We start from the raw sequence: 8,425 nt of genomic DNA on the forward strand, positions 1-8,425 counted from the left end.
CTGTCCTACGGATCGCGCAGTTCGCCGAAACCGACCGCGGCCCTGGCGCCGCCGCGCAGCTTGGCGCTCAGCCAGATGCCGAAGACGGTGGCGATATAGGGCAGTCCGAGCAGCAGATCGTGCGGGATGCGGTCGCCGAAGACGAGCTGGGCGCGAATGCCGATCGCGCCGACGACCGCGAAGAAAATCGCCGCGAAGGTCGCGCCGACCGGATGCCCCGCGCCGAAGATGACGGCGGCAAAACCCATGAAGCCGCGGCCGGCGGTCATGTTCTGGGCGAATATTTGGAGGCTGCCGGCGGCCAGCTCTGCGCCGGCCAGCGCGCAGAGCGCGCCGCCGAGCACGAGCGCGACCAGCCGCATTATCGACGGGTTCACGCCGACGCCGCGGGCGGCAAAGGGATGCTCGCCGGAAGCCGCGAGCCTCAGGCCAAAGCGCGTGCGCCGGAGCAGCACCCAGATGGCGAAGACGAAGACAGGCATCAACAGCACCAGCACCGACAGCGCGCCATAGGCTCCGAAGGCGGGCCCGAGACGCGGTAGGCCGAAGGGAGCGGTTACCGCCGCCTGCGCGCCGAAGATCGACTGCACGGCGAGCGAAGTGCCGCCGAGCCCAAGCCCGGTCAGCCCCAGGCCCGCGATGATCTGGTTGGCCCTAAGCTTCTCGACCACGAACCAGAACAGGATCGAGCCGACGATACAGAGCACGACCGCGATGAGAAGCGCCAATGCTAGCGAGCCGGTCAGCACGATGCCGAGGATTGTGGCGCAGGCGCCTGTGATCATCAGTCCCTCGAGGCCGAGGTGCCAGATGCCGGCGCGTTGGGCAATAACGCCGGCCAGCGTGACATAGACGAGCGGCGTGCCCGAGCGCAGAATGGCGACTATGATCTCGTCCAAGCGCGCCTCCCGAATTTGACGATCCGGTCGATCATGCCGGACTTGGCGGTGATGAAAAGCGCGATCGCGGCGTTGATGATGTCGATCGCTGCCGAGGGCAGCCCGGCCATGACCGGAAGGAAGAGCGCCGCCGAGGCCAGCCCGCCGAAGAACAGGGCCACGAAGGCGGTTCCGGCCACCGACAGGCCGGCGACCAGCGCGATCAGGATCGCGGTGAAGCCGTGACCCGGCAGGAAGCCGCCAGCCAAACGGCCATTGGGTCCCATCAGCTCGATCGTGCCGGCGAGGCCAGCCAGCGCTCCGCTGATCAGGAAGCTGGCGAGCCCGATACGCCAGATGCGCGCGCCCTGCCACTCGACCATGGTCGGGTTGCGCCCGGCGAGCCCCGCGAGTACGCCGAAGGCGGTGCGGTTAACGAGCAGCCACATCAGCACGCCGACCAGCACGGCGAGTGCGACGATGGTCGGCGAAAGGCCGTAGGAGGTGCTGATGCGGTAGGCGGCGTCGAGCGGACGGCTGGAGGCCTGCTGGCCGGAGCCCGATGGGTCCTTTAGCGGGCCCGAGGTGACGTAGACGAGGACGAGGCTGGCGAGGAAATTGCCCATCAGCGTGGTGATGACCTCATCCGCGCCCGATTTCAGCCGCAGAAGGCCCGGCCACAGCGCCCACAGCGCGCCGCCAGTCATGCCTGCGACGAAGCAGGCTGGGATGACGATCATGGCCGGCCAGCCGTTCAGCCATTCTGCCACGAAGGCGGCCGCGATCGCGCCCATGTAGAATTGGCCCTGCGCGCCTATGTTAAAATAGCCGGCGCGGAAGGAGATGGCGACGCCGACGGCCGTGATGAAGAGCGGTAGGCCCCAGCGCAGTGCGTGTCCAAGCGCGCCACTCCTGAGAAAGGCGCCGTCAGCAATCGACTGGAACATCAGCGGCGCGGAGTAGCCGGCGATCTCGAAGATCACGCCGCAAAGCGCCAGCCCGATGCCGATGAACACGATCGCGCGCAACACGGACACGATGCGGTCGGTCATCGCGTCACCCCCGTCATGGCTGCCCCGACGGCTGCGATGTCGAAGGGTGGCCGGAATTCGGCGACGATGCGGCCCGACAGCATGACAACCACGCGGTCGCAAATGTCGAATATCTCGTCGAGATCGGAAGAGACGAAGAGAATGCCGCAGCCGCGCGCCCTGGCTTTGCGGAGGGCATCCCACACGAAGGCGGTCGCGCCGATATCGAGGCCGCGCGTCGGCTGTGCGGCGAGGATCAACCGCGCTTCCTCGTCCATCTCGCGCGACAGGATTACCTTTTGCGCATTGCCGCCTGAGAGAGAGCCGGCGCGCTGGCCGACATCGGCATAACGCACGTCCCAAGCGTCGAGCGCAGCGGCGCAGCGGCGGCGAAGGCCGGAAGGGCTGATCGCCGACAGCAGCGGCTTCTGCAGCAGTCCGCGCGCCGACCAGTTCTCCCACAGGGCGCTGGTCAGGCTCAGCCCCTCAACATTGCGCTCAAAGGGGATGACCCGCAGGCCCGCCGCGCGACGTTCGCCGAGCGGGGCCACGGTCATGTCGCGGCCCTCGATGGCGATACGTCCGTTCGTTACGTGGATCAGCGATGAAATGGCGCGCACGAGTGTGCGCTGGCCGTTACCCTCCACACCAGCCACGCCAACGATCTCTCCCGGCCGGACGGCAAGGCTGACAGCGTCGAGCGCCGGCCCTTCCGAATCGGGCCGGGTCGAGACGCTCTTCATCTCCAGGATCGGGACTGCGCGAGCCGGCGCGGAAATGTCGTCCGAATGCGTGGGGATCGCCGCGCCCGTCAGTGCGGCCTTCTCCTCTTCGCCCAAGCTGTGTGCCGCAGGGCCAATGATGAGTTCGGCGAGGCGACCAGCATCAACCCCCGCGCAAGGGATAGGTCCCTCGACGAGCCGCCCGCCACGCAAGACGGTGACGGTGTCTGCGACCGCCAGCACCTCGCGGATCTTGTGCAGGATCAGGATGACGGTGACGCCGAGCGCCTTCAGCCGCCTCACCCGCTCGAAGAGTTTCTGCGCGCCCTCGGGAGACAGCACAGCCGTCGGCTCGTCGAGGATGAGCAGCTTCGCGTCGGTGACCAGCGCCCGCGCGATCTCCACGCCCTGCTGCGTCTCGATCGGAAGGTCGCGGATGCGCCGCTTGGCGGAGACCCTGACGTCGAGCCCGTCGAGATGCGGCTGCCAGCGCTTTTCGAGCATGGATTTCGTGTAGAGCCCGCCACCTTCGGCGCCGAACTGCATGGCTTCCGCCACCGTGAAGGAGGGTGGTAGGGCGAAGCTCTGGTGGACAAGTTCCACGCCGGCGCTTCGCGCCTCGTTGACGTCGCCGCCCGATAGCGCCTGCCCGTCGATCGAGAGTTCGCCGGACTCCGGCTCGACGAGACCGGCGACGACGCAGGCAAAGGTGGTCTTTCCCGCACCGTTCTGGCCGACCACGGCGTGGATCATGCCGCGTTCGAAGTCAACGCCGACACCGGCGAGCGCCACGACGTGGCCGTAGCGCACGGTGACGCCACGGCAAGCGAAAACGGGGCCTGCGCCTTCCCTCATTGCGGCATGATCCGGTTCAGCGTCTGGGTGACTGCTCAAAGAGCGGTATTGAACGGCACCTTGATCGAGCCATCCAGGATACCGGCCTTCGCCTTTTGGATCTCGGGCCAGGCCTCCTTGGCCTTGGCGACGATATCCGCCTGTCCCTGCTCCTGGAAGAGCGGCGACAGGATGAAATCGATGACGCCGGTGTCGAGCCCGGTCGAGACGTGGCTGCCGCCGGCCCAATCGCTTCCCAACGCTTTCGTCGTCTCGTTATAGAGGGAGGCGCCGAAATCGAGCCCGACGATCGAGATCAGCGACTTGGGGCCGATCGGGAACTGGGCCGGGTCGAGCGCGCTGACCATGCGGCCTTCGCCTTCATTGGCGGCGGCGATGATGCCGAAATCGGTCGCGGCCGCATCGGTCTGGATATAGTCGATGCCGTCCGAGAACATCTGCGCGGCGATCTCCTGACCCTTGGCGGGATCCTGGAAGGAGCCGGCGAAGGCGGCCGTCACCGTGGCGTCCGGGCGCACCGACTGCGCGCCGGCCTTCAGGGCGTTGAAGTCGGCGTTGATGGGCGGGATCGAGATGCCGCCGATGAAGCCGATCTTGCCGGTCTTGCTGACCCGGGCGGCGAAGATACCGGAGAGGTAGCAGCCGAGATAGTAGTCGTAGGAGACGGTCACGACATTCGGGATCGGCGGCTCGAACGGATCGGCAAAGAGCTGGATCCACTTGGTATCGGGATAGGCTGGCGCCACCGCCTTGAATGGTTCGGCGACCTCGTTGAAGGTCGACACGATCACCGCCGCGCCGGCGTCGCCCAGCGTGCGAAAGATGGTCTCGTAGGTCGCAGGATCCTGCGCGTAGATGGCGCGGTATTCGAAGCCCTTCTCCTCGGAAAGCCGCTTCAGCCTGGCGATCATGGAATCAACCGGGCCGGCATCGCCCGCCGCTTGCGTATGCACCAGAGCGACGAGTCCCGTCTGGGCGCGCGCGGTAGGCAGCATCAGGCCGCCGGCCACGCCGAGGGCCGCGAGGCCCGCCGTCGATTTGAGGAGAAAGCGGCGGTCGATGGGTGTCCGCAGCATGGTCGATTCAGTTCGGAATTTGCTTGTCATTGGTCCTGTTCCTTGCTCTAGGGGTCGCCGATTTTCGGTTCTTTCTGGTTGCGGCGGCACCGACTGCCGCCGCATCTCTCTCCACTCCGGGGCGTTTTCCCGCGCCCCGCGTTCGATTTAGGCACCCGGAGAGAAGGGCGCCGGGTTCATGATCATCACGTCCTGACTCTGAATGGCGCCGAGCGCCCAAACGCCGGCGATGAAGGTTTGCCATTCGGGGTCGGCGTACATCGCCGCCCGCCGCGCCTCGCGATCGGCGAGGCTGTCGTAGCCCCACATCAGCACCGTGGTGTGCAGGCGTCCGATCTCGCTGACATAGAGGCCGAGGAAGCGGTTCAGGTGCCGCTTCTGGATCGGCAAGCCTTCCGCCTCGTATTTCTTCAACCACCCATCGACCGACCCCGGCCGGAACGTATAGGTTCGGTGTTCGACGATCATCGTGGCGCCTCCCCGAGAATGAAGTCGGCCGCCTTTTCGGCGATCATGATCGCCGGGGCGTTGGTGTTGCCGCTGGAGATGATTGGCATGATCGAGGCGTCGGCAACGCGCAGGCGCTCGATCCCGCGCACCTTGAGCCTGGCGTCCACCACGGCCATCGGATCGCTGCCCATCTTGCAGGTTCCGACTGGATGAAAGGTTGTCATGGCCGTGGCGCGCAGCCATTTCGTCATGTCGGCGTCGGTGTCGACGTTTGGACCGGGCGCAAGTTCCTTGCCGCGATAGGGGGCGAAGGCCTTTTGCACGATCACATCGCGCGTCATGCGGATGCCGGCGATCATTGTGCGAAGGTCGAAATCGGATTGCAGATAGTTGGCGGTAATTCGCGGCGCCGCAGACGGGTCCGCCGAGCGCAGCGTGATCTCGCCGCGGCTTTCGGGATTGACCGGCCCCACGCGCAGCGTGAAGCCGTGATTGGCCTCGATCGCCTGCTTCTTCCTGAAAGGGTTGGGGAAATGAAGGTTTGCGGTCTTCTCCAGCGCCGGCATGAAATGGAGCTGGATATCGGGCGCGGCGAGTTCTGCGCGCGACTTCATGAAGGCGCCCGCCTCGTAGGGGAAAGTGGTGGCGACGCCGCGGCCGAACAGCATGCCCTCCGCGACGGACCAGACCAGCCGGTCGGCGCGCAGATCGCCATAGAGTGTCACCGGCTTGCTGCATTCCCAGACCATGACGCAGTCGACATGGTCCTGGAGGTTCTTGCCGACCCCCGGCAGATCGTGGACCGGGTTGATGCCGTGGCTGGCCAGTTCGTCCGCTGGGCCGACGCCCGACAGCATCAGCAATTGCGGCGAGTTGACCGTGCCGGCAGACAGGATCACCTCGCGCGAGGCGCGCGCAGTGCGCACCTCCCCGCGCTGTGAGAACTCGACGCCGACGGCGCGGCCGTTCTCGATAAGGATGCGGTGCGTCAGCGCCTCGATCTCGACCGTCAGGTTCTTGCGGTGCAGCACGGGGCGGAGAAAGGCGAAGGATGTCGACCAGCGCTTGCCGTCCTTGATCGTGAAGTCAAACTTGCCGAAACCTTCCTGCTCCGCCCCGTTGAAATCTTCATTGCGCGGGTGCCCCGCCTCGACGCCCGCCTCGATGAAGACATCATGCAGCAGGCTCTTGCTTCGCGACCGGCAGACGGTCAGTTCGCCTTCGCCATTGTGGAAGACGTCGTTGCGCTCGATATGGCCCTCCGAGCGGCGGAAGGCCGGTAGGACCTTTTCGTAGGACCAGTCGGACAGGCCGAGTTGCGCCCAGCGGTCGTAGTCGTGGCGGTTGCCGCGCACATAGATCATGCCGTTGATGGTCGAGGAGCCGCCGAGCGCCTTGCCGCGCGGCCAGTAGAGCGAGCGGCCGTTCAGATGCGGCTCCGGCTCGGTGTGATAGTGCCAGTTGTAAATGCCAGACTGAAACAGCTTGCCCATTAGCATCGGAAGCCGGAAGAGCGGATTGCGGTCCCTGCCGCCGGCCTCCAGCAGAAGCACGTTCGCTGCTGGGTCGGCGGAAAGACGATTGGCGAGCACGCAGCCCGCCGAGCCCGCACCGATTATAATGTAGTCGAAGGTTTCCGTCCGGCTCATCGGATCACCAGGCGACGGGCCGAGCGCCCATCCTCTCGAGGAAGCGGTTGCACGCGACGAACGGATTTTCTAGCGCCAGCACCGCATCGGCCGCAGCCGGATGAGCGCGTTGGATCGTTGCCAACGGTGCGTCCGGCTGAGTTAGGCCAGCAAGCCGGAGATTCTCGACCGCGGCGTCACCGAAGCCAAGGAAAACGATTGTCCGCCCGCTGCGCGCGAGATGTTCGAGCACCCTCAGGATCAGCGGCCGCCAGACCGGCAGATGGCCCCGCGACTGATGCGGGTCGACTTCTACGGCGAACCGCGACAGCGTGAAGGAAGAGTTTAGCAGAAGCACCCCGTCCTTGACCCAGCGGTCGGCAAGCTGTTCCGGCGCCTCCAGATCCACCGCACCGCGCTCAATGTCTGCAAGCAGCATTGGCCAGTCGGCGAAAGAGCGCGCATAGGCGGCATTTCCCGTCCGCGCCGCGCAGACAAGCTGGAGGAAGGCGCGCACGCTCTTTGAAAACATTTTGTCGAGTTCGCGCCACGCCGCCACATTGCCGGCTTCGAAAGCCCTGCCGGTGGCGAAATCCGGCGCGGGATAGGGGTCCTGGCCCAAGACCACGCAGCGCACATCGGCTGGCGTGATGCTGTCGAAAGCCCGAAAGACGTGCGCGCTCTTTGGCGCGCCGGGAAAGATGCGGCCATGCCTGGCGGGGAAAATCGGTTCCCAATGGTCGAGTTCGAGTTCGGGATCGCACGCGTCGAGGCCGAGCCGGACATCGCCGAGAACCGGCTGCCACGGCTCGGGCAGATCCTCCTGCCAGCCCGACAGCATCTCGCTCAGCGCATCGACCAGCTTGACCGGCATTCCTTCACAAGCCTCCCGAACACCTCTTGCGCCAGTTAAGTCAAAACCTGACCGGAAAGTCAACTTCCTGAATCGAATTTCTTGACCAAATCGTCAATTTTTCTAATGTCGTCCGGCGGCCGCTTGGAACCGAGCGGGTGAAGGTGTATCCCGCTTAGGGACGAGCCGCCGGAAAGGCGGCTTCAACAGGCTGGGCGAAAAAACTATGGGAGGCAGTCACCATGGCGGGTGCGAAATCGGCGCCGTCGCGAAAGGCGCCGGAAGAACGCATACGGGCGCGCAACGAGGCGAAAATCCTCAAGGCGGCGGTCGAGCTGTTCTCGCGCAAGGGCTTCGATGGCACGCGCACCGCCGAAATCGCAGAAGCGTGTGGGTTGCCCAAGGCCAATATCTATTACTACTTCTCCACCAAGGAGGCGATCTACACCACGCTCATTGAACGGCTCCTGCAGGGCTGGGATAAGGCGCTCGAGCACATTACGGCCGAGCGCGATCCAAGGGAGGCTCTATCGGCCTATGTCGCCGCCAAGCTTGATTATTCGCGCAGGCACGTGGTCGAATCCCGCTTCTTCGCCAACGAGATGCTGCGCGGCGGTGGCTTTCTCTCGCGCGCGCAGAAGCGTCACATGCAGGAGATCACACGCGAGCGGGTTCGGGTGGTCGAAGGCTGGGTTCGTGACGGCAAGATAGTGCCCATCGATCCGAACCACTTTTTCATCATGCTGTGGGCCACGACGCAATTCTACGCGGACTTTGCAGAAGTCGCAGCCGTGACGCTGGAGAAGGCGAGGCTCTCTTTGACTGACTATGAGGCTGCTCAGAAGACAATCGTGAAGGTGATTCTGAGTGGCTGCCTTCCAGCTTCGTAGATACGCCGCAGCTCCGTGGCAGCGAATGCCCGCTCTGTGCCC

Annotated in this window: 8 protein-coding genes; 1 reads left to right on the forward strand and 7 read right to left on the reverse strand. The window is 65.1% G+C overall.

Annotated features, from left to right (window positions below; translation table 11 throughout):
* Positions 1–5: 5 nt before the first annotated feature.
* The 7 genes from G6N73_RS26880 to G6N73_RS26910 all read right to left on the reverse strand — a co-directional run bounded on the left by G6N73_RS26880 (position 6) and on the right by G6N73_RS26910 (position 7,514).
* The gene (locus G6N73_RS26880) at positions 6–899 is read right to left on the reverse strand and encodes an ABC transporter permease (RefSeq protein ID WP_165033037.1); all 894 of its coding nucleotides are present in this window, start codon (positions 897–899) and stop codon (positions 6–8) included.
* Positions 884–1,930, reverse strand: coding sequence for an ABC transporter permease (locus G6N73_RS26885; RefSeq protein WP_165033038.1), 1,047 nt, complete (start codon positions 1,928–1,930; stop codon positions 884–886). The genes G6N73_RS26880 and G6N73_RS26885 overlap by 16 nt, the downstream gene beginning before the upstream one ends.
* Entirely contained in the window at positions 1,927–3,486 is a 1,560-nt protein-coding gene (locus tag G6N73_RS26890; RefSeq protein ID WP_165033039.1) for an ABC transporter ATP-binding protein, read from the reverse strand. Before G6N73_RS26890 ends, G6N73_RS26885 begins: the two co-directional genes overlap by 4 nt.
* A gap of 35 nt (positions 3,487–3,521) precedes the next feature.
* Complete coding sequence (locus tag G6N73_RS26895) at positions 3,522–4,547, reverse strand: BMP family ABC transporter substrate-binding protein (RefSeq protein ID WP_165033044.1); 1,026 nt, start codon at positions 4,545–4,547, stop codon at positions 3,522–3,524.
* A 162-nt stretch (positions 4,548–4,709) separates the two neighbouring features.
* Positions 4,710–5,030 (reverse strand): NIPSNAP family protein, encoded by a 321-nt coding sequence (locus G6N73_RS26900; RefSeq protein ID WP_165033040.1) that lies wholly within the window; start codon positions 5,028–5,030, stop codon positions 4,710–4,712.
* A complete protein-coding gene (locus G6N73_RS26905; protein ID WP_165033041.1) occupies positions 5,027–6,661 on the reverse strand; it encodes a GMC family oxidoreductase in 1,635 nt (544 codons plus the stop codon). Before G6N73_RS26905 ends, G6N73_RS26900 begins: the two co-directional genes overlap by 4 nt.
* A gap of 4 nt (positions 6,662–6,665) precedes the next feature.
* Positions 6,666–7,514 (reverse strand): uracil-DNA glycosylase family protein, encoded by an 849-nt coding sequence (locus tag G6N73_RS26910; RefSeq protein ID WP_206079104.1) that lies wholly within the window; start codon positions 7,512–7,514, stop codon positions 6,666–6,668.
* 221 nt (positions 7,515–7,735) lie between these two features.
* Here G6N73_RS26910 and G6N73_RS26915 point away from each other — a divergent pair, with 221 nt between their 5' ends.
* On the forward strand, positions 7,736–8,383 hold the full coding sequence (locus G6N73_RS26915; RefSeq protein WP_165033042.1) for a TetR/AcrR family transcriptional regulator: 648 nt from the start codon (positions 7,736–7,738) through the stop codon (positions 8,381–8,383).
* The last annotated feature ends 42 nt before the right edge of the window (positions 8,384–8,425 follow it).

The organism is Allomesorhizobium camelthorni, assembly GCF_011045125.1.
Taxonomy (GTDB): Bacteria; Pseudomonadota; Alphaproteobacteria; order Rhizobiales; family Rhizobiaceae; genus Allomesorhizobium; species Allomesorhizobium camelthorni.

Coding starts and splice junctions, on each gene's coding strand:
- G6N73_RS26885 (WP_165033038.1), bottom strand. CDS start 1,930: ATGACCGACCGCATCGTGTCCGTGTTGCGCGCGATCGTGTTCATCGGC.
- G6N73_RS26890 (WP_165033039.1), bottom strand. CDS start 3,486: ATGAGGGAAGGCGCAGGCCCCGTTTTCGCTTGCCGTGGCGTCACCGTG.
- G6N73_RS26900 (WP_165033040.1), bottom strand. CDS start 5,030: ATGATCGTCGAACACCGAACCTATACGTTCCGGCCGGGGTCGGTCGAT.
- G6N73_RS26905 (WP_165033041.1), bottom strand. CDS start 6,661: ATGAGCCGGACGGAAACCTTCGACTACATTATAATCGGTGCGGGCTCG.
- G6N73_RS26910 (WP_206079104.1), bottom strand. CDS start 7,514: ATGCCGGTCAAGCTGGTCGATGCGCTGAGCGAGATGCTGTCGGGCTGG.
- G6N73_RS26915 (WP_165033042.1), top strand. CDS start 7,736: ATGGCGGGTGCGAAATCGGCGCCGTCGCGAAAGGCGCCGGAAGAACGC.